At 44.3% G+C, this 24331-nt stretch carries 19 protein-coding genes and 1 pseudogene; 12 read left to right on the top strand and 8 right to left on the bottom strand.

Translation table 11 applies throughout. The annotated features are described in order from the left end of the window. Positions 1-36: 36 nt before the first annotated feature. Together M9196_RS13000 and M9196_RS12995 are read right to left on the bottom strand one after the other, a co-directional pair. A complete protein-coding gene (locus M9196_RS13000) occupies positions 37-621 on the bottom strand; it encodes a hypothetical protein (protein ID WP_250617955.1) in 585 nt (194 codons plus the stop codon). 164 nt (positions 622-785) lie between these two features. Continuing rightward, positions 786-2384, bottom strand: a complete 1599-nt coding sequence (locus M9196_RS12995; protein ID WP_250617954.1) for an isocitrate lyase — start codon at positions 2382-2384, stop codon at positions 786-788. 128 nt (positions 2385-2512) lie between these two features. Between M9196_RS12995 and M9196_RS12990 the strand changes: the two genes are divergently transcribed. From M9196_RS12990 to M9196_RS12980, 3 genes are all read left to right on the top strand, one after another. Beyond that, positions 2513-3466, top strand: a complete 954-nt coding sequence (locus M9196_RS12990; RefSeq protein ID WP_250617953.1) for a LysR family transcriptional regulator — start codon at positions 2513-2515, stop codon at positions 3464-3466. A gap of 118 nt (positions 3467-3584) precedes the next feature. Continuing rightward, positions 3585-5768 carry a malate synthase G gene (locus M9196_RS12985; RefSeq protein ID WP_250617952.1) on the top strand — a complete coding sequence of 728 codons (2184 nt, stop codon included), beginning with the start codon at positions 3585-3587 and terminating at the stop codon, positions 5766-5768. A 244-nt stretch (positions 5769-6012) separates the two neighbouring features. Next, positions 6013-6771, top strand: coding sequence for a hydratase (locus M9196_RS12980; protein WP_250617951.1), 759 nt, complete (start codon positions 6013-6015; stop codon positions 6769-6771). A gap of 130 nt (positions 6772-6901) precedes the next feature. Here the strand turns inward: M9196_RS12980 and M9196_RS12975 are convergent, their stop codons facing one another. Next, positions 6902-7789 (bottom strand): PA4780 family RIO1-like protein kinase, encoded by an 888-nt coding sequence (locus M9196_RS12975; protein ID WP_250618102.1) that lies wholly within the window; start codon positions 7787-7789, stop codon positions 6902-6904. A gap of 347 nt (positions 7790-8136) precedes the next feature. Here M9196_RS12975 and M9196_RS12970 point away from each other — a divergent pair, with 347 nt between their 5' ends. From M9196_RS12970 to M9196_RS12955, 4 genes are read left to right on the top strand one after another with little or no spacing between them, the layout of a single operon-like run. Continuing rightward, the gene (locus M9196_RS12970; protein WP_250617950.1) at positions 8137-8583 is read left to right on the top strand and encodes a c-type cytochrome; all 447 of its coding nucleotides are present in this window, start codon (positions 8137-8139) and stop codon (positions 8581-8583) included. Between the two features lie 11 nt (positions 8584-8594). Further along, positions 8595-10004 (top strand): cytochrome-c oxidase, cbb3-type subunit I, encoded by a 1410-nt coding sequence (gene ccoN / locus M9196_RS12965; protein ID WP_250617949.1) that lies wholly within the window; start codon positions 8595-8597, stop codon positions 10002-10004. A gap of 1 nt (position 10005) precedes the next feature. Further along, a complete protein-coding gene (locus M9196_RS12960) occupies positions 10006-10614 on the top strand; it encodes a cbb3-type cytochrome c oxidase subunit II (protein WP_250617948.1) in 609 nt (202 codons plus the stop codon). A gap of 14 nt (positions 10615-10628) precedes the next feature. Continuing rightward, on the top strand, positions 10629-12785 hold the full coding sequence (locus tag M9196_RS12955) for a c-type cytochrome (RefSeq protein ID WP_250618101.1): 2157 nt from the start codon (positions 10629-10631) through the stop codon (positions 12783-12785). A gap of 473 nt (positions 12786-13258) precedes the next feature. Here the strand turns inward: M9196_RS12955 and tolC are convergent, their stop codons facing one another. Together tolC and M9196_RS12945 are read right to left on the bottom strand one after the other, a co-directional pair. Further along, complete coding sequence (gene tolC, locus M9196_RS12950) at positions 13259-14572, bottom strand: outer membrane channel protein TolC (RefSeq protein ID WP_250617947.1); 1314 nt, start codon at positions 14570-14572, stop codon at positions 13259-13261. A gap of 37 nt (positions 14573-14609) precedes the next feature. Continuing rightward, positions 14610-14882, bottom strand: a complete 273-nt coding sequence (locus tag M9196_RS12945) for a sigma factor-like helix-turn-helix DNA-binding protein (protein ID WP_250617946.1) — start codon at positions 14880-14882, stop codon at positions 14610-14612. A gap of 76 nt (positions 14883-14958) precedes the next feature. On the opposite strand from M9196_RS12945, the pseudogene M9196_RS12940 reads away from it, so the two are divergent. Beyond that, positions 14959-15321 (top strand): annotated as a pseudogene (locus tag M9196_RS12940) (potassium channel family protein); the annotation flags it as partial. A gap of 397 nt (positions 15322-15718) precedes the next feature. Continuing rightward, the gene (locus M9196_RS12935; RefSeq protein WP_250617945.1) at positions 15719-15934 is read left to right on the top strand and encodes a hypothetical protein; all 216 of its coding nucleotides are present in this window, start codon (positions 15719-15721) and stop codon (positions 15932-15934) included. 251 nt (positions 15935-16185) lie between these two features. Here the strand turns inward: M9196_RS12935 and M9196_RS12930 are convergent, their stop codons facing one another. The 3 genes from M9196_RS12930 to M9196_RS12920 form a co-directional block, all read right to left on the bottom strand. Continuing rightward, complete coding sequence (locus tag M9196_RS12930; protein WP_250617944.1) at positions 16186-16947, bottom strand: SDR family NAD(P)-dependent oxidoreductase; 762 nt, start codon at positions 16945-16947, stop codon at positions 16186-16188. Between the two features lie 545 nt (positions 16948-17492). Beyond that, positions 17493-19775 (bottom strand): acyl-CoA dehydrogenase, encoded by a 2283-nt coding sequence (locus M9196_RS12925; protein ID WP_250617943.1) that lies wholly within the window; start codon positions 19773-19775, stop codon positions 17493-17495. 85 nt (positions 19776-19860) lie between these two features. Beyond that, entirely contained in the window at positions 19861-20526 is a 666-nt protein-coding gene (locus tag M9196_RS12920) for a TetR/AcrR family transcriptional regulator (RefSeq protein ID WP_250617942.1), read from the bottom strand. A 777-nt stretch (positions 20527-21303) separates the two neighbouring features. Here M9196_RS12920 and M9196_RS12915 point away from each other — a divergent pair. The 3 genes from M9196_RS12915 (at position 21304) to M9196_RS12905 (ending at position 23935) form a co-directional block, all read left to right on the top strand. Next, positions 21304-21654, top strand: a complete 351-nt coding sequence (locus M9196_RS12915) for a phasin family protein (protein WP_250617941.1) — start codon at positions 21304-21306, stop codon at positions 21652-21654. A gap of 132 nt (positions 21655-21786) precedes the next feature. Further along, entirely contained in the window at positions 21787-23547 is a 1761-nt protein-coding gene (gene phaC / locus M9196_RS12910; protein ID WP_250617940.1) for a class I poly(R)-hydroxyalkanoic acid synthase, read from the top strand. Next, positions 23537-23935 (top strand): MaoC family dehydratase, encoded by a 399-nt coding sequence (locus M9196_RS12905; RefSeq protein WP_250617939.1) that lies wholly within the window; start codon positions 23537-23539, stop codon positions 23933-23935. The genes phaC and M9196_RS12905 overlap by 11 nt, the downstream gene beginning before the upstream one ends. The last annotated feature ends 396 nt before the right edge of the window (positions 23936-24331 follow it).

Below are 24331 nucleotides of genomic sequence, written 5' to 3'. Positions count from 1 at the left end.
GCTACTTGATGAGATGCAGGGACTGAGTAACCCATGTTACGTTGAGGTTTGAGCAATAGGTTGTGTTAGTAGCGTCACACACGCCAAGCTAATATCTTGGTTGATGTAAGCCATACCAAGCTGCTTAACAAAAGCCATACGATCGGCATTTCGTAAATCGATATTCGGGACAGCCAGTCCATTTTTCTCATAGAGACTTGCTAAGTGCGCCATAAATTGCTCGCCACTGTCCATGAGTAAGAGGCTCATGGCGCCCACGTCTGGCTTGACGTTGGCATTTTGTTTCTCTGATAAGGTTACCGAAAGTACAATAGGCTGCTCAGAGCCTTCAAATCGTGCACTTCGCTCTCGTACGGTTTGCGTAGCCCAATAATAAGCCAGTTCCTTACTCTGCGTTAAAAACACAGGCTCTACGGATTCCGTATAGTTATTGCCAATAGTCGCCATGGTATTTTTAGCCGCTTCATTTAGCGCCTTGTCACCAGAACGTTTCAGCCCCTGACCTTGGATGGATGCGAGCAGTGCTGAAGACGTACCGTGATACCAAATGTCACTGGTAGCAAAACCATCGTCAGACAGTAATTGTGGTGTATCTTGAAGATATAAAGGCGTATCAGTCATAGGCATTCTCAACAAACAATGAATTTTAAGTGTAGTCGTCGTATTCTCTACTTTAACAAAGTCTTAGAGATAAAAAAGCGACCCGAAAGCCGCTTTTCTCTCATTACTTCAACCCATTTTACTCATCGACTCACGAGTGAATTATCGGCTCGTGACTTCATGGATTAGTTAAATTGGTTTGAAGTGTTCAGAGCACCACCAGCTTTTAGTGCGTTTTCGCCAGCAAAGTATTCTTTGTGGTCATCACCAATGTCTGAACCAGACATGTTTTGATGTTTTACACAAGCGATGCCTTGGCGGATTTCCTTACGTTGTACGTTTGCTACGTAACCCAGCATACCTTGGTCACCAAAGTACTCTTTAGCTAGATTATCCGTAGACAATGCCGCAGTGTGGTACGTTGGTAGTGTGATTAGGTGATGGAAAATCCCTGCTTCACGTGAAGAGTCGGCTTGGAAGGTGCGGATGCGGTCATCTGCACGAGTAGACAATTCAGTGTCATCGTATTCTGCGCTCATCAAGCTTGCACGGTCATAGGCAGAAACATCTTCACCTGCTTCAACCATTGCATCATAGGCTTGTTGGCGGAAGTTAAGTGTCCAGTTAAACGATGGAGAGTTGTTGTAAACCAGTTTTGCATCAGGGTGAACCGCACGAACGCCATCCATCATCTCTTTGATTTGACCGATGTGTGGTTTTTCAGTTTCAATCCAAAGTAGATCGGCACCGGCGTTAATCGCTTCGATACAGTCAAATACACAGCGGTCTTCACCCGTACCTTGACGGAATTGGTACAAACCAGACGGTAAACGCTTAGGACGAACTAGCTTACCATCGCGGTTAAAGCAAACGTCACCTTCTGCCATGTCTGCTACATCGATTTCTTCTACGTCTAGGTAAGAGTTGTATACGTCACCTTGGTCACCCGGCTCTTTTACTACTGCGATTTCTTTCGTCAGACCAGCGCCTTGTGAATCGGTACGCGCAACAATGATGCCGTTGTCGATACCCAGTTCAAGGAAGGCATAACGCAGAGCTCGTAGCTTAGCGTGGAAATCGGCGTGAGGCACCGTTACTTTACCGTCTTGGTGACCACATTGCTTTTCATCAGCAACTTGGTTTTCAATTTGTAGACAACACGCGCCTGCTTCAATCATTTGTTTTGCCATGAGGTAGGTCGCTTCTGCGTTACCAAAGCCGGCATCAATATCGGCAATGATGGGTACAACGTGTGTTACATGATTATCAATTTGGTCTTGAATCGCATCTTGGGCATTTACGTCGCCAGCTTCACGAGCATCGTCTAGGGCGCGGAATAGGCCACCTAGTTCACGGGCATCCGCTTGGCGTAAGAAGGTATATAGCTCTTCAACAAGACCGGCAACTGATGTTTTCTCATGCATAGATTGATCTGGAAGAGGGCCAAAGTCTGAGCGAAGTGCCGCCACCATCCAACCAGAAAGGTAAAGGTAACGACGGTCGGTTTTGCCACCAAAATGCTTCTTAATAGAAATCATTTTTTGTTGACCAATGAAACCATGCCAGCAACCTAGTGATTGTGTGTACTGAGAGCTATCTGCGTCATAAGCCGCCATATCAGCACGCATAATATCTGCCGTATATTGTGCGACATCTAGACCTGTCTTGAATTTATTTTGAGCACGCATACGAGCCGCAGATTCTGGATTAATAGCATCCCACGGAGCACCAGCAGTGCGTTTAGCAACTTCGATCATTTCGATATCTTGTGTGATTTGCGACATAACTCTTCCTTAGTTTCAGTTGGATATGTGGCCAAACCGGCCTGGGCTAAATCTTAACCATGGACAAAGCGTAAGCGAGTATGTGATAATTTTGTTAATTTATAGTTATTATATTCGGTATTTATTTTATGAATATTGCTCGTATAGACCTTAATTTACTTGTGTATTTAGATACCCTGCTCAGAGAGCGAAACGTGACTCGAGCAGCGAATCAGTTGGGGATCACTCAACCGGCAATGAGTAATGGACTGCGTCGATTGAGAGATTTATTTGAAGACCCTTTATTGGTAAGAACGAGCGAAGGCATGATTCCGACAGAGCGGGCTCAGAAGTTGCAGCCTGTGATTAGAAATGTACTGGCTAACGTTGAGAAGGCACTGCAACCCACCACCGAATTTAGCGCGGAAGACAGTGAGCGTGTATTTAGGATCATGGCCAGTGATTACGCTGAATCGACACTCATTCAGCCACTATTGGCAAAGTTAAGTGAAATTGCTCCGAAAATTCGCCTCGATATCATGACCCCCAGTGATGTCAGTTATCAAGATGTTGAGCAGGGGACGGTGGACATTATCATCAACCGATTTGATGACATCCCTCAGTCGTTCCACCAAATGAGCTTATGGCATGACGGTTTCTCATGTTTGTTTAGCCGAGATAACCCTATTGCTGAAAACTTCGATATTTTCTCTTATTTAAAGGCCCAGCACATTTGGGTGAGTAAAACCGGAATGGGAACAGGGGTAGGCATTAACCCCAGCGAGGCGCAAAAACTAGGCTGGATCGATGAAGCATTAATGCGGATTGGTAAGACGCGGAATATCACGGTATTTACCCGCCATTACCTTTCAGCAGTGTTGTTTGCTCAACAGAAAAACCTCATTCTTACTATCCCAAGTAAAGCGGCACAGTCACAGCGAAATAATCCGAAACTCATGATTAAACCAGCCCCTTTTGCCATTGAGCCATTTGAAGTCAAGATGGCATGGAGCCCTTTACTGCAGAGTAATCCTGATCACCAATGGATGCGGCGATTGATCAAAAGTGTCGCGAATGAAATAGAGAGTGGCGTTACGGAATAGTCCCCTTCATTGGGTATTTATTATGTGAATGTTCACTATAACTGGCATAAATTAGCTAAATTATCACCCATTACGTAGAGTTTTCTTATACGTAATCGGTAAATTCGAGAGAGATCCTATGAGCAATCGTATTCAACAGGGAAGCTTGAGCATTGATAGCTCCCTCTACGCATTAGTAAATGAACAAGCTATCCCAGGTACAGGGATTAATGCCGATGAATTTTGGCAGTCGTTTGAAACGATTCTTAATGATTTGGCGCCAAAGAATAAGGCGTTACTTATTAAGCGTGACGATCTTCAACATCAGATAGATGTGTGGCATCAAGAGCGTGCCGGTCATGCCCTTGATGCGGCAGAATATAAAGCATTCTTGCAACAAATAGGCTATTTGGTTGCCGAAGGCGACGACTTTCAAGTCGACACTGCGAATGTAGAACCTGAAATTGCGACTCAGGCAGGACCGCAACTGGTTGTGCCGATTATGAATGCTCGCTTTGCTCTGAATGCTGCCAATGCCCGCTGGGGAAGTTTGTACGATGCGCTATATGGCACGGATGTCATAAGTGAAGAAGATGGTGCAGAGAAAGGCGGCAGCTTTAATCCAGTTCGTGGGGCGAAGGTGGTGGCCTACGCACGAGAATTTCTTGATGAAGCGGCACCTCTAAACGGCGTATCTCATAAAGATGTGACGAAATACAGTATTTCAGACGTGAGCATTGGTAATACGCTGACCGCAACGTTGGGTAATGGTGAAGAAGTGACGTTAATGGACGGCACACAATTTATCGGTTACCAAGGGGAGGCGAGTACGCCTTCTTGTATTCTTCTAAAGCACAATAATCTACATGTTGAAATTCAGATTGATCCGACTGCCCCAATAGGCAGTGTCGATGCAGCGGGTATTAAGGACGTGGTGGTGGAAGCGGCGTTAACCACGATCATGGACTGTGAAGATTCCGTTGCTGCTGTTGATGGTGAAGATAAAGCCTTGGCGTACCAAAACTGGCTCGGTCTAATGAAGGGTGACTTACAAGAATCACTGGAGAAAAACGGTAAAACTATGGTGCGTCGACTCAATGCTGACCGCCATTACACTAGCGTGACTGGTGGGGAAATCTCGCTTAAAGGTCGCAGTATGCTGTTTATCCGTAATGTTGGTCATCTCATGACAAACCCGGCGATCATTGATGCGGATGGGAACGAAGTGCCCGAAGGTATTATGGATGGCATGATTACGTCGTTGATTGCGATGCATGATCTTAAAGGCAACAGCGCGTATCAAAACTCGACGGCAAACAGCATCAATATAGTGAAGCCTAAGATGCATGGCCCTGAAGAAGTGGCGTTTACCAATGAACTGTTTGGTCGTATTGAAGACGCGTTAGGGCTTGAACGTAATACCATTAAAGTGGGGATTATGGATGAAGAGCGTCGTACTTCGGTCAACCTTAAAGAGTGCATTCGAGCAGCAAAAGAGCGTGTGGTCTTTATTAATACCGGCTTTTTAGATCGTACCGGTGATGAGATTCATACCAGTATGGAAGCGGGCCCGTTTGCACCTAAAGTTCAGCTTAAATCAATGACCTGGATCGGTGCTTATGAAGATCAGAATGTGGATTTGGGCTTAGCCTGTGGTTTGCAAGGTAAAGCTCAGATTGGTAAAGGCATGTGGCCTGAGCCAGACAATATGGCAAAAATGATGGACGCTAAAATTGGCCACCCTCAGGCAGGGGCAAATACCGCATGGGTGCCATCCCCTACTGCTGCGACGTTACACGCCCTTCACTATCACAAGGTGAGTGTACCAAGTCGCCAAAAAGAGCTTCGTGAACGGGTTAGAGCAAATGTCGATGATATTTTGACGATTCCTTTGTTGGGCGCGCAAAAGTTGACGGCGCAAGACATTCAAAATGAATTAGATAACAATACGCAAGGGATCCTTGGATATGTAGTGCGTTGGATCGACCAAGGGGTGGGGTGCTCAAAAGTGCCGGATATTAACAATGTAGGTTTGATGGAAGATAGAGCAACATTGCGAATTTCTAGCCAGCATATCGCTAATTGGCTACGACATGGTATTTGTGGAAAAGCGCAAGTTATGGAAACCATGCAGCGCATGGCCGCAGTGGTCGATGAGCAAAATGCCAATGATCCAAGTTATCAAAATATGGCGCCGAACTTTAAAGAAAGCATCGCTTTTTCTGCGGCGTGTGAGTTGGTGTTTGAAGGTTGCGCGCAGCCAAGTGGGTACACCGAGCCTGTATTGCATGCAATGCGCTTGAAGCTAAAAGCCCAGCAGTAAAGAGCTTCACGCAAAGAAGCCGTCCGTATAGTGAAACGTTCACTTTGTAAACTGCCTAAGTTTCCGCGCCTTTGAGCGCGGTTTTTTTCGCTCCTTGTCGCCAGTATAGGTAAGAAGCTACGCCTTAACGGTCTTTTTAAGGCGGCAGTTATCGTGACGTATTGAATTATATCTATGATTTATCTCATTTTCATCCAATCTAGATTCGGATATAATCGATAAAAATAAGCATAGGTAATACAATATGACCAATTATAATCAAGCGGCTAAAGAGCTGTTAAATAACCGAGCTTCAGGCGAAAAAGCGCCAAGAATGACGGAGGCGTTGCGTCCTAAAACGTTGGAAGACGCGTTGCAAATCCAATCGTCAATGATCGACCTGCATACTGACAAAGTCGGTGGTTGGAAGTGTTTGCAACCCTTGGCAGAAGACAAATATATTGTCGCGCCTATCTTTGCTGCTAGTGTTCAGAATGGTGAACGTTGCGAGCTTTTTGCCGATAATGATAAAGCGCGACTTGAGCCAGAAATTGCTTTTGTTTTATCAAAGTCACTGCCAGCGAATCCTGAAGGATACAGTGAAGAGCAAATTAACGATGCTATTGGATCTTGCCATATGGCGTTGGAGCTTATTCAGTCACGTTTTGCTAATGATAGTGGCGCAGAGTTTTATGAAGTGCTGGCGGATGGGTTAGTCAATCAAGGGCTATTTATTGGTCCTGAGATAGACCGAGACAAAGCGTTCTTGGCCGAGAATGTTGGTGTATCAATTACACAAGGCGAGCAAGAACAAACGTTTGCGGGCGTACACCCTAATTCGTTACCGACTTCTCCGATTTATTGGCTAATTAACTTCATGACACGTCGTGGCACGGACTTCTTAGCGGGTGAGGCGCTCATTACCGGATCGTACTGCGGAGTGGTAGAGGTTGATTTCGAAAAGCCAACGCTGATTAAATATGAAGGCCTTGGAGAATACCAGGTTACGTTTAAAGAGAAGTAATCGCGCAGATTAGTTGGCTCTAATAAGTGACAAGTGTCGGCGACACCTGTCACTTTTTAGTCTGTTATCGATGTTTTATCATGCTAAGGCTAAGGCTAAGGCTAAGGCTAAGGCTAAGGCTAAACGCGTATTAGCTATCACTCCAGTTAAACTTACTTTCGTCAATGCCCTCTTTCGCTTCTTTCAGGCGCTCTTGTCGAAAACGCTCTTCGCTACGCGCAGCATCGATTTCTTGCATGATGGCTGCCAAATCAGCTTCAACAGTATTCTCTTGCACTTTGCCAGTGAGTTCAATTTCCGGTGTCAACTCGCCTTTTTCGTACAGCGCCCACATTTCTTTTGCGTACTCTGTTTTGGATAACTCTGGGGCGAACTGGCTGTAATAATCACGAATATTGTTGACATCACGCGTTAACATCCATTCTGCATTGTTGTTGGCCGATGCGTCTACCGCTTGTGGTAAGTCAATAATTACCGGACCATATTCATCAACTAGCACATTGAATTCAGATAAATCGCCGTGAATAAGCCCAACGCATAGCATTTTGACGATATAACCCATCATCACATCGTGGTCTTCAATGGCTTGTTCTGCAGACATTGTTACGTCGTTGAGTCGAGGAGCAACATAGCCTTCATCATCGGTGATCAGCTCCATGAGCAGGACCCCATCAAAGCAACCATAAGGAGAAGGTACGCGAACGCCGGCTTCGGCGAGTTTGTATAACGCATCTACTTCCGCGTTTTGCCAAACTTTTTCCTGTTGCTCACGGCCAAAACCTGAACCTTTCTCCATAGCGCGCGCTCGACGGCTATTACGCACTTTACGACCTTCACGATAAGCGGACGCTTTTTTAAAGCTACGCTGACTCGCTTCCTTGTACACTTTCGCACAACGGATGGTTTCGCCACAGCGCACGATGTACACGGACGCTTCTTTGCCACTCATGAGTTGGCTTGTCACCTCGTCGACGAGACCATCGTCAACCAAGGGCTGTATTCGTTTAGGTATTTTCATCGCATCGTTATACCTTACTTGGCGACAAAATGGCATGTTAAGTTGAAAAATAAGCTCGGATTTTTGAGTAATGATAAGCATCTTAGCTGAAATGGTCTGTTCATTTGCCAAACCTCGCTCCCACTCCTATGTTTTAGTCACAGTTACTTTTTGTCCATCCGCGTGTTTTGACGCGTACAACTGACTTTGAAGTCTTGTAGTGCGATCACCGAATAGCGCTAGCACCGGCTCACATGTTGCATTGAAACCTGAGGATGTTGTCAGAAAAATTGGAGCAGATTTTTTCGCAGTAGCTTCAGTTATACAGCGTTCTAAGCAAAAAAACGGACCTAACAAGGAATGGTGTCATGGGAACAAACTGGGTTACGAAAAAAATTGGCGATAAGCTGTTGCTAGTATCGAGCGCAATACTCGTTCTCGCTCCGAGCATCTCAAATGCTGATGAAAAGTTCGCTCTTGGAGAGCAAAAAGCCAAAGTCTGTGTGGCGTGTCATGGTGTTGATGGTATATCCAGTATTGAATCTTATCCAAATTTGAGAGGGCAAAAGATGGCCTATCTCATCACTTCACTTAAAAGTTACCAATCGAGAGAGCGTTCGGCAGGACTGGCAGTTTTAATGCAACAACAAGCCGATGCACTTTCAGACAAGGACATGTCGGATATTGCTTACTACTACTCGAAACTTGGTTCCAGTAGTGACATTGCAGGTAATGCAGGTAATGCAGGTAATGCAGTTAAGGCGAGTGATTCAGGTACCGATGAAAACCTGCCTGTTTCTGGCACAGCTGAATAAGGGGCCGTCACATGGAAGATACGTCCGCGCAATTCAACATTAAGGTCGTCAAGTACTTCATTATCGCCTCGCTAGTTTGGGCTATCGTTGGAATGTTTATAGGAGTGGTATTGGCGGCTCAGTTATATTGGCCAGTACTGAACTTCGACTCACAATATATCCAGTTTGGTCGATTGCGCCCTTTACACACATCCGGCGTTATTTACGGCTTTGTGGTGAATATTTTGATGGGAACATCGCTCTATATCGCGCAACGCACAGGGCAATGTAACCTCTTTAACAAAAGCCTCGCTTGGATGGTCTTTTGGGGCTGGCAATTAGTTTTGCTGCTCGCTGTGCTGACACTCCCTTTGGGGTATACCACATCAAAAGAGTACGCTGAACTAGAATGGCCGATTGACCTACTTATCGTATTGGTATGGGTACTTTATGCCGTCTTGTTCTTCGGGACTATCGGGCAACGGAAAGTACAGCATATCTTTGTTGCCAATTGGTTCTTTGCGGCATTTATTATTGTGGTTGCAATGATTTTTGTGGTGAACAACTTAGCGATGCCCGCGTCGTTTATGAAGTCCTATTCTGTGTTTGCTGGGGCTCAAGACGCGATAGTGCAGTGGTGGTGGGGGCATAATGCCGTCGGCTTTTTGCTAACCGCGGGCGTTATTGGTATGAACTATTATTTCATACCTAAGGTATCGGAAAGACCCATTTATTCCTATCGATTGTCGATCATTCACTTCTGGGGGCTGGTGGGCTTTTATACTTGGGCAGGAACGCACCACCTTATCTACTCTTCGGTCGCGGTATGGGTACAAAATATCGGTATTGTCATGTCGCTAATTCTTTGGTTGCCATCATGGGGTGGCGCGTTCAACAGTGCGATGACATTACTGCAAAATAAGAAGAAATTGAAATCAGATTATATCATGTTGTTTTTCTTTTCCGCCATTCTCTACTACTGCCTCGCTACCTTTGAAGGACCTTTGCTCGCGATTCGTTGGTTCAATATGGTGGCGCATAATACAGAATGGATCATCGGGCACGTGCATTCCGGCGCGTTAGGCTGGGTGGGGATGTCGGGCATTGCCGTTTTCTACTATTTCATTCCAAGGCTGTGGGGCAAGGAAGCACTGTGGTCGAATAGGCTACTAAAATGGCACTTCTGGTTAGCCCATGCTGGTGTGGCGATATATGCCATCGCACTTTGGGTAGCAGGGATCGGCGAAGGGTATATGTGGTTAGCGCAAAGCGACAATGGATCGCTGATGTATAGCTTTGTTGAAGCGATGGACTTTAAAGCACCTTGGCTATTTTTACGTTTCTTCGGTGGTGCGTTATTTGTACTTGGCTTGTTGTTAATGGCATTCAATCTATTTAAAACGGTTCGCTCACCAGCCACTGTTGCTGTAAAGGAGGCTTGAAATGACAGCTGATTTCACAAAGTCCGTGGGAATACTAATAGTGAGCACGGTAGTCGTGGCCTCCTTTTCTTTACTGGTTTGGGTTGTGCCTAATATTGTTAGAGGACCTGAGATAGCGAAAGGGAGTGCGGCGCTGCCGTTGACGGCAATAGAGGTGGCCGGGCGAGATATTTATATTAGTGAAGGTTGTCATGTCTGCCACACACAAATGGTGCGTCCGCTTGATCCAGAGATTGCCCGTAATGGTCGAGCGAACAAAGAATCGGATGACATTTATGAGTTTCCCAATTTGTGGGGGTCGAAGCGCACCGGTCCTGATCTTACCAATATGGGGCGAAAGTATTCAGATCAATGGCATACCATCCATCTTATCAACCCTCGTCAAGTGGTTCCTACCTCCATTATGCCGTCTTACCCATGGCTCTTTGAACAAAAGCTGTCGGGTGATGACATCACTGGCAAAATGGAAACGCTTCGTGACCTAGGTGTGCCTTACTCAGCGGATGATATTGCAGATGCGCGACTTCAGGTTCGAGGAAAAACAAAAGGTGAGGCTCTCATTCGGTACCTACAAAGTCTAGGTGTCGATACCTCAGAGGAGGCACTGTAATGGATTCAGTCGAGTTGAATAGTTTTTGGAATCTATGGGCGGTGGTCGGAACCCTAGTGTTCTTTGTACTGATGGTCGGTGTGGTGATTAAATATTGGCGCAGTAATCACCAGGCGGATGAACATCACACAATTGGCTCATTTGACGGGATCGATGAAAATGATGCTCCTCCCCCTAAGATACTGTTTATTTGTTATTTTATCGCCTTTAGTATTTCAGTAGGCTATTTGGCTCTATATCCAGGGTTAGGTAACTGGCAAGGATTAGTCAATTGGCAGCAAAGTGACGATAAATTAAGCCAAGTGAATACAAGCTTGGGAAATCAGATGGCGACGGTTACCGATAAAAGCCTAGCGAGTTTGGCAATGAATCCTGAAATTGTCGGTGCCGGTCGAGGACTGTTTCAAACTCATTGTGCTGCGTGTCACCGCAGTAATGCTCAAGGCGCGAAGCATTTTCCTAACCTGATTGATAATGAATGGCTTTATGGGGGAAGTGATGCGGATATTATTCATTCAATTACGATGGGTAGAAATGGTGCGATGCCAGGATGGGTTGATGCGATTAAGCCCGATGACATAGCCAAAATGTCCTATTACTTAGCGTCATTAAATCAGCGGCATACGGACGTACCGGCTGTCAAAGTTGAGTTGGGTAAAGCGCTGTTTGTACAATACTGTGCCTCTTGTCATGGGGATGGCTCTGTCGCTAATACCCAACTTGGTGTGCCAGATCTTTCTGACAATGTCTGGCTGCATGGTGGCAGTATTCTAGAGATCCAACATACGATTCGAAATGGTCTTAATAATGTAATGCCAGCCTTCGGGCAGCAACTTTCACAAGATGAAATTTTGGCGATTAGTGCCTATATGACAAAGTCTCGATTGGATGAGGATGCGAAACTGGCGAGTTTGGATTCAGTACTGGTAGAGCGAGGTGAGTATCTAGCCTATGCCGGAGACTGTGTGGCTTGTCACAGTGCAGAAGGTGGAGAACCGTTTGCTGGTGGTCTGCCATTTGTTACGCCATTTGGTACGATTTACTCAACTAACATTACTCCTCATACGTCGGAAGGGATAGGGCTGTATGATTATGAAGATTTTAAAGCAGCACTAGTCGCTGGGAAGGGGTTACATGGCTATTTGTATCCAGCTATGCCCTATACGTCTTATCAATATGTTAGTGATGAAGACATGCTCGCGTTGTGGGAATACATGCAATCTATCGCGGCCGTTTCTAGGCAAAATGATACGAATAAAATGATGTTTCCTTCCAATATCAGGCTTGGGTTATTGGGATGGAACCTAGTATTTATGGATACCGACGAGCTTGATTACCAGCCACCGAGTGATTTAAAAGACAACATAGCTGATCTCGAAAAATGGCAAAAAGGTAAGTACTGGGTCGCAGGGCTTGGGCATTGTTCCGAATGTCATACTCCTAGAAATATTGCTCAAGCGTTGGACACGGATAGGATTTTTCAAGGTAACCTTATTGATGGCTGGAATGCTCCCAACATCAGTGCTGACGAGCTCTACATGGATGGTTGGGACGAAAAGTCGCTGACAGACTTTTTACACACCGGGCATTCAGATAAAGGGTCCGCTTTTGCAGGGATGGCGGATGTCATCAAGAATAGCTTAAGCCTAATGACTCGCGAAGACATTGAATCCATGTCTTACTACCTACTAGTAGGGGATACCAATAATGTCATTCACGAGGAGACGGTTGTGCTAGAACCTAAAGGGTTTACGGACGCCGCGTACACGAATGAAGTTTACGCTACCTACAATCAAACGTGTGGCGCGTGTCATGGTGAAGATGGTAAAGGGCGTGACCCAATTGCACCTACGCTATTGAATAATGGCATTATCATGCACAGTGATCCGTTCAATACTATTGCCGTAGCATTGAGGGGGCTGCAACCGAGTTATTTGGATGAAGAACGTAACTTTATGCCGATGGTGAGCTTTAATGATGTTCTCTCGGATACCGCGTTAGCTGAGTTAATCTCTTTCGTACGTTTGCACTTGGGTGCACGTGAAATACCCGTTACCCGAGATCAGGTCAGAGAGGTGCGAGAGACCCTTGAAAAAGCGGGTTACACGGGAGGTTTGCATACTACGCCTGACATGTATGATGAGCGAGATCAAAATATCAATATGAATTGATATTTGCTAAGGGCAACTGAATGGCGGAATAAAGCGAATCATAGCGAGATTACACAGTATCGATATGAGGTGGCGACTCATATCGACTCGACGCAAATTATTCCGTATTGCTGTCGGTTAGTACAGCAATTGGACCGAGTTGCTTTGAAGATTTGTATTGTATTGGGTAGCGAGGAAGGAGTTGAGAACCAACCGAAATCTGATTACCTCAAGAAAAAGGGGCGTTGACGGACAAGGCTTTTCTTCAATAAACCACTACTTCCAGGCGAGCTATGCCCCAAGCACGACACGTGGTAGTAGCAGTTTTTACTTATCAGTAGTCCAAGCGATGTTAGCAACATAGTTCTAGTAGCATAATTCAAGCAGGATAGTTCAAGCAAAATAGGTTCAAGCAACGTTTCCACAGAAGATGCAGAGCGCCCTAGGTTGTTTAAGTTAGGTCGCTATCGAGGAATAATGTGGAATGAACGTTGCTAATCCACGGATTTCAATCCTGCATCAATATCAATAATGTCTTGTTCACTTAAGGTGCCTACCGTGAGTTTCAACTCAATTTGCGACAAAATGTATTGGTAACGGGCATTAGCAAGATCTTTGTTTGCTTGGTAGAGATTTTGAGTGCTCTCTAATACATCCACAATAGTTCGAGTCCCTACTTCGAACCCTTCTTGGGTCGCAGATAATGCTGATTTGGCTGAAACCACAGATTGCGTATAAGCCTTTATTGAGCCTATTGAGGAACGGATATTGTTATTAATGGCTCTCACTTGTTTTTGTACATCACGGTAGGTTGATTCCAAATCTTGACTAGCCGCAATATATTGAAATTCTGCCTGTTTTGCTTCTGATGTTACACGCCCGCCTGAGTAAACAGGCAAGTCAACGGAAAGCCTTAAGTTAAATTGATTGACGTCGTCATCTGACGTGATTGGGCTGATTGGCTGGTTGTAATGCTTCGAGTAGCTGTAATCTGTTAGTAAAGCAACGGTTGGTAAGTGCCCTGATTGTGCGAGAGCAATTTGTTCCTTTGCAATATCTTTGTTGATACGAGAAGTCAGCAATCTCAAATTTTCATTCGTGGCTTTTTCGACCATTTCTTCTATCGTACGGTTTGGTAACGAAGGCGAAAATCTATCCGTGTCCAATACGGCTAAAAGCGATGCTTCTTTACCTGTAATAGCCCTTAGGTCCTCATACTTGTTCTCAACGGTGTTAGTGGCTTGAATTTGTTGTGCGACCACACTGTCGTATTGCGCTTTCGCATCTTGAACATCTGTAATTGGTGCAACCCCAACGTTAAAGCGTTGTTCCGTTTGCTTAAGTTGCTTCGCGACGGCATTTTGCTCTGCTTTGACAAAAGAGAGATCATCTTCTGCTTTCAGAACATCGAAGTAGGCTTTTGCAACGTTAAACATGACGATCTGTTGCGTAGAAGCATATCGAGCATCTGAGCCTCGAGCATTCTTTTCTGATATAGACAATGCAATCCAGCTACTACGGTCATATATGGATTGTGATAAGCCTAAAGAAAGCTCGGTGGAGTTTCCGTCGGTAGCGTGAAGGTCACTATCTTGATAGGCATAGCCTGCGGTCAAGTCGATTTGGGGTAGCAAGCTACTTCTAGTCGAGTTTATCGCTTCAAATGCTGAATCCCGTTGAGCGGCTGCTTTTATTAGCAAAGGGTCGTTGGTCTTGGCTAGACTATACACTTCAGATAGCGAGTCTGCGTTTACCGGCGAGCAGATAGCGAAAAGGAGTAGGGACATAAATATATGGTTGTGTTTCATATTGAGACCGTATTAAGTGAATTTCTTTTCGTCGGTTTTAAGCTGCGATCATCATGGGAATATTGCCCAACAACGCTTTTAACCTTGTTAGTGTGGACAGCTCTAGTTGACGTACCCGTTCAGCTGAAATACTGTGCTTCTCGCCTAACTCAGATAAGGTGCTTTTTTCATTGCTTAACCAACGATGAAAAATAATATCGCGACTTCTTTCATCGAGTTTTTCTAGTGCATCTCTTAATTCAGAAGATACATGGTTTTTCCAATTCTCATCTTCATGAGCATCCGTGAACGTATCTTGAAGGTCATACAATTTACTGTCTTCCGTGTAAGGTGACTGAAATTCACTGTCAAAGTATGAAGTATCAATTTGTTTGTCTTTATTAGCGTTTTTTTATGGCGTCTTTCATTCGACTGCTCATCATATTCTACTTTCGGATCATATCGACAACAATAAGCTCATCGGTTCTGTCGCGTTATTTTTGGTCATGGGACTCAGTTGGGCAGCCGTGTATCTGCTCATCTTAGAAATAAACCCTAATGCCATTTTGGGCATTGAGAGCGCGAGTTCTTGGGGAGAGAACTTTTCCGAGATGACCTACTTTAGTTTTGTCACACTAACAACACTAGGCTACGGAGATTACAGTCCTAATAGCCCATTGGCGGAGGTGTTCGTTTATCTTGAAGCGATAACAGGGGTATTTTATATGGCGGTTGTGGTTTCTGGGTTGGTTAACGCAAGAAAAAGATGATATCCGCTAGACTGAGACGCCGCTTTTGTTTTTAAAGGGTGAGGGTGATAATAAATCCATAAATATTGTCGGTAACTATATGAAGTTTAGGCATTATTTATTCTTTATCCAAGGTGTAGTACTGGATGATAATTCTGGGTTATTAATGGGCTACCATCCACATCTCTTATAATTATAGCCTGTTGATAGGAACCAATATGTATGACATTCACCGTGACTCCTTTTATGGAACGACGGCACTTTTATCACAAAACTTCAATCTCACGCGGTTGTCTCAACGCGATATCCTTAATGTCGCCAGATTAGCCACTGGTAATGGAGCCAATTTTGAACCTAACAGTATAGACGTCAGCATATGTAGTGTTCGTTTAAACTGTTGTCGCAATAAGGCGAGACGATGAGTACCGTGCAAGCCAGTAAACGTAGTCTCTATGCGATATTTCACAATCTTATGTCTATCATTTTTTCGTGTGGTTCGATTGTGTATGCGATGATTGCAATCGCATTTGTTGCGGGCAGTTTTATCGCGATGGTTAGCGTCGGTATAACGCAATTGATGATACGGACGATACAAAGAGTCTCGCTGCATATGGGTTTCAAGAGCCAACGTTAGCCTTCAGCGTTGGTCAATGCAAACTCATTTTCGACCCATAACCCATAACCCAACAACGACCTCTGTAATGCCTGGAAGAGTAGGGTAACTGAGAAAACTCTAGTCGAATGACCACGCTCTCGACAATATTTTTACCGCCAAGGCAAGCCATCCAGAGAGTAAGAAGTCGGGTAAAAGCCAAAACGAGGTGATCCGTTGAGATCACCTCGTTTGGTGTCACTTGCTAAGGTTGTGCTTACAGAGTTAGCGCACTAAAGTACAAGCCCCCCATCGACTGCCAGTACCTTACCGTTGTAAAAATCATTTTCAATGATGAACTGTGCAGATTTAGCAATCTCGACATCTTGTCCTAGGCGTTTAACCGGTGCCATTTGTTCAAGTCTGGTGAGGGCTTCTGGCTTCATCGAGGCAGTCATTGCACTATAACAAGCACCAGGCGCGATGGCGGCGGCACGAATGTTATAGCGGGAGAGTTCTTTTGCCCAAACCATTGCTAAGGATGCTACGCCAGCTTTAGCCGCACTGTAGTTGCTTTGTCCCATATTCCCGTCACGAGCAACGGAAGAAATATTGATGATCACACCGGGTTGGTTAGAGCGAATCATAGCTTTTGCTGCTTCTCGACCACATAAAAACGTCCCGCTCAGGTTGACGTTAATGACGGCATTAAATTGGTCTAGTGACATTTCATCTAGCACCTCGCCATCTTTTGCTTTGACCATTAAGCCATCTCTTAGTATGCCTGCATTGTTGATTAAGACATTTACTTTATTGAAGTCTTTCAATATTTGTTCAAACACACTGATTGTTGCTTTCTCGTCGGTAATATTGGCGCAGTAGGTACCGATTTGTGTCCCATTCGCTTGCAGATCTGCAGCAGCAGAGACCAGTTGTTCTTCGTTACTATCAATGATAGCAATGTGTGCACCTGCTTTAGACAGCATGTTAGCAGTGGCAAAACCGAGGCCTTGAGCGCCTCCGGTGATGACGACAACTGAATCTTTAATATTCATGGAGCTTCCTTTTGTTATTGAACGGCTGAGTCTCTACAGATGAAAAATAGAGGCTTTATCACGTGATAATTTTTGTTTGAATTTACTCTTGTGATGTCGCTTTGTATTTTTATTGGAGATGATAATTAAAGGACTAATTACCTCCATGTATTTATAAGCGACGTATTAAGTGTAAGCACAAAATCAGCGGTGAAAAGTAAAAAATACGTGTCAAGCTCGAGCTGGTGGTGATCAAAGAAAGTGCAAGTATTGGCGCGACTCATTATTTTGAACTGGTCTTACCTGTTTTTATTTTATGTTGCTATGAAAGAAATCAAACAAAATTTGCATTAAATAACGCTATTTTTAAATAAACGTATTTTCTGTCCAACGAAATGATAGCCACTTTTCTTTGTTTTAATGATGCGAGGATTAACGTCAGCAATGACAGGATTCTGTGTTCGTTTTGTTTGAACGTACCATAAGAAATCCCCAGAGAGACAATGAGTCAACTCTGGGGATAGGGGAGGTAATTACTCACGCTAGCTTGAGCGTGACCATATTATTTATGCGACATGCGTAAGGTTTGGCGTGTCAGGTTGGTTGGTTAACGTCTCTTTCATATCGTGGCTAAAGTGATCCACTTGAATTGCACGATAACGAAGCGTGTCCGCCGCGACGATTTTATCCACTTCAGCTTGCGTCAGTACATCAGCTTCCAGTGCTTGTTGTAAACGGTCTGCAAGAATGCCTTTCTTCGCGACTTTGCCCGCCTTAACACCTTTAAAGAGCTTCTTCTCTAGATCTCGAATGTCATACATGGCGACGAATGCACGCTCCATGATGCCGACGTTGTCGTCTTCATGCTCGCCAATATAGCAAAGGTGCGTGAGGCGGTCTCGGTCGGCACCTGGCACCATGAGCTTTTCGGCGATCTTAAGACTTAGGCTATCTGCGGGTTGCTTGAAGTGATTGCCAAGCGGGAACAACAGAGCTTTGAGCGTCGTGCCCGCAAAACCGCTAGGGAAGTTACGGTAAGCTTCATTAAGTGATTTGGCTGCGTGGTAGAAGCAATGTTCAGCCGCGTAGTGAACGTAATCAAGATCGGCTGATGGCTCTCCTTCATCTTGATACTTTTTCAATACTGCGGAAGCCATGTATAAATACGCCAAGCCATCGCCAAGTCGAGCGGAAATCAATTCTTTACGCTTAAGCTCACCACCAAGTGTGAGCATGGCAAAGTCTGCACTCACTGCGAGCGCTTTACTCAGACGCTTCAGACTCTTGTAATGACGAGCGGTTTCGCCTGCAATCGGTGACGAAGTAAAGGCGGAACCCGTTAGTGCTGCAAACAAACCACCAATGGAGTTCTTTGTGGCATGCCCAATATGTTTAAACAGCAAATTGTCGAATGCTTTTGCGCCTTCGGCATGATTTGGATTCGCAGCAGCTTCCATCTCTTGTAGGACGTAAGGGTGACAGCGGGTTGCACCTTGGCCAAAGATCATCAGGTTACGAGTTAGAATGTTCGCCCCTTCAACGGTAATAGAGACCGGCATGAACATGTAAGCGGAAGCAAGGTAGTTCATTGGACCACACTGAATGGCGCGACCCGCGTGAATATCCATTGAATCGTTAAGAATAGTGCGAGAGATCTCAGTCATATGATATTTAGCAATGGCTGTGACAATTCCCGGAGTTTCCCCCATATCGAGTGACGTAGTGGTTAGCGTGCGGTTGGCTTCCAGTAAGTATGTCATGCCGCCGATACGCCCCATCGCTTCAGCGACGCCTTCAAATTTACCGATAGACATGCCAAATTGTTTACGTACGTAAGCGTAAGCACCCGTGGTTCTAGCCGTCAAGTGACCTACCGCAGTCCCTAGCGCGGGTAGAGAAATACCACGGCCTGCTGACAAACACTCCACCAGCATACGCCAACCGCGGCCGGCGTAATTTGCGCCACCAATTAGCCAATCCATTGGGATAAAGACATCGTTACCACGAATCGTTCCGTTCATGAATGCGAGATGCATAGGATCATGGCGTTCACCGATAATGACACCCTCGTGATTACTTGGAACTAAGGCGCATGTAATACCGATATTTTTCTTATCACCTAGCAGTTGGTCGGGATCTTCAAGCTTAAACGCGAGTCCCATTACCGTCGCAATTGGTGCTAAGGTGATGTAGCGTTTATTCCAGCTTAGGCGAATACCCAGTACTTCTTTGCCTTCGTGCATGCCATAGCAAACCTTACCGGTATCTGGTATCCCGCCAGCGTCTGAGCCCGCTTCTGGTCCAGTTAGAGCAAAACATGGCGTATCGGTTCCATCCGCAAGACGTGGTAGCCAATAATCTTTTTGTTCTTGTGTCCCGTAGTGTGATAGCAATTCACCTGGTCCAAGTGAGTTAGGTACCATAACGGTGATGGCGGCGTTCATGCTACGTGAGGCAATCTTGGCAACAATGGTCGAGTTGGCAAGTGAAGAGAAATGGCGTCCGCCGTATTCTTTAGAAATAATCAAAGAAAAGAAGCGCTCTTTACGAAGGTAAGCCCAGACTTCAGCGGGAAGATCGCGATCTTCTTTGACCATTTTATGATCGTCAAGCATTGCGAGCAGCGTTTCTAGTTCATTATCGATAAAAGATTGCTCTTCTTCCGTTAAGGTCGGTGTAGGGTATTGATGAAGTGTGTCGAAGTTAGGGTTGCCAGAGAATAGCTCACCGTCCCACCATACACTACCGGCTTCCATTGCCTCACGTTCTGTCGCAGACAGCGGAGGAAGTACTTTTTTAAACAAGCTAAATGCCGGTTCACTGATTAATTTTTGGCTGATAAAACTCATAAGCACTGTTCCTTTTGTTCAATTGAGTCATTGTTTAATGATTAGAGCGGTAGCTTTCTCACTCGTGATCGGTGTTAAATAAAATTTAGGTTGCTGGTGTAGGGGCAGAGAGTGTGGCACTCGGCTGAGCGACAATACCTGCTGCCAAATAGGGTATGAGCCTATCGATAATCGCTTCGGCATCAGCGTTATGTTGATTAAACGTACTCGATGCGATTTCCGTCAGCGCTTTACTGGATCCGATGGCGAAAATAAAAGTGCCAAGCGAGAAATGAAGTCGCCAAAATAACTCAGCATCATCGATTTCTCCGCAGCTTGCGCGAACGGATGCAACAAACAGATCTAATGTATTTTTATATCGTGTCAGAATGAACCAGCGTAAATGTCCTTGAATATCGGAATACCCTTTACTTAGTAGCAGTAGGAAGCGATTCATTCCATTCGGCTTGATGCTATTCAACGAGCATAATGGTCCTTTGATTGCTTTAAATACGTCTTCTAACGTGTAATGTTCTTGCTGATTTAAACGCTCGAGGGAATCTTGAATTGCAGGCATTAGCTCGCTTAAATAACGATTCAAGAGCTGGCGGATTAAACTTTTTTTATCACCAAAGTGATAATTAACAGAAGCCACATTAACCTTTGCTTTACTGGTTAGGGTACGCAAGGACGTGCCTTTATACCCATGCTCAGTAAATAAGGTTTCTGCGACATCTAATATTTTATCTCGCGTTTCTGTTTTATATTCCATGTAATTCAAACACTCGTATTAAACATTTGTTTTAATACTACTGGTTAAAAATTAACTCAACAAGTGATTAACATCAAATTTTTAAATTTAACAATGCATATGTAATTTGTTTAACGATTAACTATATGAAACATAAGTATTTTTCGTGTAAAAAATATTTTCCAGCATGGTTTTTTTAAATTCAATCCGGGTTGTTTTGTTTAAAATCAATGGCTTGGGTGGAGTTGTTGTGTTTGAATAATGCTGACTTATTGTTACCCAAAACATGATAGCCAATAGGAATGGAAGATATTTCAGTAAATATCTTCCATTATAAATTTGAATTAATTTCTCATGTTGTATTTGTATTTTAAATATAAAGACCTGTGTCTTATTTGATTTTTGAATGGTGTGGCGCAATTTGTTTTTATGTGTGAATGAAACAGAATGAGAACTAGATAATAAATTGTGATGTATGTTTTATTTTTTATAACTTTATAGTTGTTGCATATGTTCGAATTCAAACAGGAAAATACATAAATTCGTTTGTAAGTACTTTGTTAACTAAGGTTTTCTATTCTTTCTTTTACTTTTATTCAAACGAAGTAAATATGGCGAGCATGTTTTCCTGTGAGTTTTTAACAATTATTTTGGGTGACAACATGTGTTGGTTTGTACAGAATGAACTTATTCAAACGCTTGTTTGAATATTTATTGATTAAGATCATTGAACATTAAATAACGTCAATCAGAGCTTAGCGCCGTAGGCCGCTGGCCACATTATAAAGGGAACATACTATGTCTAACCAAGCCGCATTCGAAGCAGTAAACGCACAACTACAAACGGTTATCAATCCATTTGCGAACTTCAGCTCACTCGTTGCAAAAAACATGGAAACGTTGTCAAAAATGCAACTAGAAACGCTAACGGCGTACAGTGAATTGTCGAATGAAAACCTACAAAGCCTAGTGGCAATCAAGCAACCACAAGATCTTGCTAATCACGGCAGCAAGCAACTAGAAATCATTACTAAAGTAAGCCAGCGCCTACTTGAAGATGGCCAAAAACTAAGCGAAATCGGTAATGAGTTCAAAGCGGCAGTTGATGAGATTTCAGCAACCTCGATTAACGCTGCAAAAAGCAAGTAATACAAAGGCGGTCTGTGTTTGGGACATGATATGTGATCGGCCATATTTTGAGTAATTAAGTCGCCGTGATCATTAACCATTATGTGCTCTAACGCTAGACCGCCACTTCATTCACAGTACAGGGATGAGATGATGAATAACAAAGCACCCTTTCAAGACATTATAAACAGTTACTTTCAAGCAAGTGAGAGCTGGCTCGGCAACTTCCAACAACCGACTCAATCGACGATTTTCAAATCACAGGTTGAAGATTGGAGTGCATTAGCACAATCCGTCACTAAAAATCCAACAACGGTGCTAGAGCAGCAGATGAATTGGTGGAATCAACAAATCAATCTCTTCAATGACTGTATTTTAGGTGCTGGCGATCCTAATGCACCTGAAAAAGATCCCCGCTTTAAAGATGAAAGCTGGGCATCAAATCCGCTTTATCACTACATAAAAGAAAGCTACAAGCTCGTTTGCCAGTCTGTACAACAAACGATTGATGAAGCACAAGACCTTGACCCTGATGCGAAAGAGCGTTTGGAGTTCTTCTCTCGTCAGTTTCTTAATGCGATGTCACCGAGTAACTTTGTGACCACTAATCCAGAAATCATGAAGCTCACGTTGGAGTCCAATGGGTCTAATTTGATTAAGGGGTTAGAGCAACTGCAAGAAGACATGACTCGTAGCGTAGACATGCTAAATATTCGTATGACAGACGCTGAAGCCTTTACGCTTGGCGAGAATATTGCAGCAACACCGGGTAAGGTTGTTTTTAAGAATCACATGTTTGAGTTGATTCAATATCAGCCGACAACAGAGAACGTTTACAAACGCCCTATGATGATAGTGCCGCCGTTTGTGAACAAGTACTACATTATGGACCTGAGTCAAAAGCGTTCATTTGTGAAGTGGTTAGTGGACCAAGGGCACACGGTATTTATGGTGTCGTGGATTAACCCAGATGCCACATACAGTGAAACTGATTTCGGTACTTATGTCACTGACGGGTTGATCCCAGCACTGGATGCTATAGAAGCTGCAACCGGAGAGCGTGAAGTTAATGGTTTGGGTTACTGTATCGGTGGCACCTTACTGACCGCTACAATGGCCTATATGGCAGGGAAAAAGCGAAAACAACGCATAAAATCAGCGACGCTACTCACCACTATCTTGGACTTCAAGCAGCCTGGGGAGCTCGGTATTTTCATTAACGATGCCATGATCTCGGCAATTGAAGCGCAAAATACCGTGAAAGGGTATATGGACGGTCGCCAGATGGCTGTGTCGTTTAGTTTGTTACGTGAAAACAGTTTGTACTGGAACTATTACGTGACGAATTACCTAAAAGGTGAAAAACCGGTCGCGTTTGATCTGCTGCATTGGAACTGTGATAACACTAACGTTCCTGCTGCTTGTCACAACCAAATGCTTCGTCAGTTCTATTTGGAGAATAAGCTTAGCCAACCAAACGCCATAGAGATTGATGGTGTTGGTATTGATTTGTCTAAAGTGAAATCTCCCATCTACTTCTTATCTGCCATTGAGGATCACATTGCTCTTTGGAAAGGGACGTACAAAGGAACTGAACTCGTAGGCGGACAGAGCACATTTGTTCTGGCAGAAAGCGGCCATATTGCCGGTCCTATGAATCATGCTAACTCAACTAAATACGGCTATTGGACGAATCCAAACGTTAAGACTGATGCTGATACGTGGTTGGAAGCGGCAGATAAACAAACGGGTTCATGGTGGCCACATTGGCAAGAGTGGTTGGATGCGCGTAATTTCTCGGAAAAACTCGATCCAAGAACGCTGAGTGGTGAACTTGATGCACCTGGCACGTATGTGAAACAACGTATTGAAGAAGTCCTAGCAAACGATGAGGAAGAGAAAAATGTCGCTTGAGGTTGGTCAACATACAAGTCTTACTAAGACACTAGATAAAGCAGCAGTTGAAGCGTTTGCTTCTTTGGCTGAGGATTATAACCCAGTACATTTAGATGAAGCGTTTGCTGCCATGACGCCGTTTGAGGTGCCTATTGTACACGGCATGCTAGCGTCTAGCTTAGTTTCGGGGTTGTTAGCATCAAAGCTACCGGGCCCTGGCGCTATTTACTTGGGACAAACGTTGAAGTTTACTTGCCCAATTCGTGTTGGAGAAACGGTGACAGCACGTGTGGAAGTCAAACACATCCGTGAAGATAAACCGATTGTTACATTGCTGACGGAAGTGTTGACTGAAGAAGGGCAGGTAGCCATTCAGGGCGAAGCCACGGTTATGCTTCCTAACTAGGCTACCCTCGCCAATTACGTTATGAACGGTCATTGCAAAAATTTCATCGTTTTATTAAAGCTTAGTCTGTAAAGGCTAAGCTTTTTTTATGGTAACGCTGTTGTTGGGAGGCAATAAAGTATGGTCTTAACAAGGGTGTTAAAGATAAATGGTTTAGTTTCCTTTTTCCTCTAGTAACAACACCTGTGGCTGTCACGAAAGTGAGGAGCTTACAAAGCGCGTAGACAATTGAAAAACGTCGATTACGTTAACTATATTGAGTTTGAAACGCGCTGAATGAGATTCCCTTTTTCAAGGGAATGACGTGCTATTTTTTAGTGCTGAAACACATAAAGGGTGAAAATAGCCCACCATAATCACCACAGGTAAAATTCAACCTGTGAAGGCTCTGGACAT

It is taken from the genome of Vibrio methylphosphonaticus (assembly GCF_023634655.1).
In the GTDB taxonomy this organism is placed as follows: domain Bacteria; phylum Pseudomonadota; class Gammaproteobacteria; order Enterobacterales; family Vibrionaceae; genus Vibrio; species Vibrio methylphosphonaticus.
Note: the sequence above shows the minus strand (reverse complement) of the source record. Positions and strands in the feature narration are given on the sequence as shown.